The 513-nt window shown below is 45.4% G+C and carries 1 protein-coding gene; it reads right to left on the bottom strand.

Going from position 1 to position 513, the window contains the following annotated elements; translation table 11 throughout:
- Positions 1-488: hypothetical protein (locus ACNOHI_RS25640; RefSeq protein WP_420477542.1), on the bottom strand; the 488-nt coding region annotated here is incomplete at its 3' end.
- Between the last annotated feature and the right edge of the window lie 25 nt (positions 489-513).

Raw genomic sequence — 513 nt, 5'->3', positions numbered from 1 at the left:
ATATATACTTTTCCTTCCGTGCTATAAGTCGACATGATAAGTTGCGTATTATTACTGGCGCTGTAAACCTTATCCCTGAAAGGGTAATCCCCCTGCTGGTATACCTGCAGAGTTGTAATCTCCTCTCCTGCAGGCGCAGTATAACGTTCGGCAAAAGTAGCAACCGAAGTCCCATATAAAACGGCGTAGATCTTATTGCGGGTAGCATAATACAGTACTCTTTGGTTTTCCATAAAAACAACCCTGGTGGCATTAGCTATATCCGGTGCATTCGTAAGGTCAAAAACAGACTTCGGCTCCGGAGGAAGTGTTGTACTTCCGGTCGAGGATCCCTTGTCAAGCACATAGAGAGAAACGTTTGCGGTAGCTTTATCCTTAAGAACATGCAAAAACTCACCGTCAACTCCTGTACCAGCGGCAAGATTTTGCTTTCCGGGCAGGTTACCTGCATTGAACGCCTTACCTGTTGCTGCCGGGATAGCATGCATTTTGTTATCTCCAAATGAGTATACC

Origin of the sequence: Noviherbaspirillum sp. ST9, assembly GCF_048799745.1 — a bacterium.
GTDB lineage: Bacteria > Pseudomonadota > Gammaproteobacteria > Burkholderiales > Burkholderiaceae_D > Noviherbaspirillum.
Note: the sequence above shows the minus strand (reverse complement) of the source record. Positions and strands in the feature narration are given on the sequence as shown.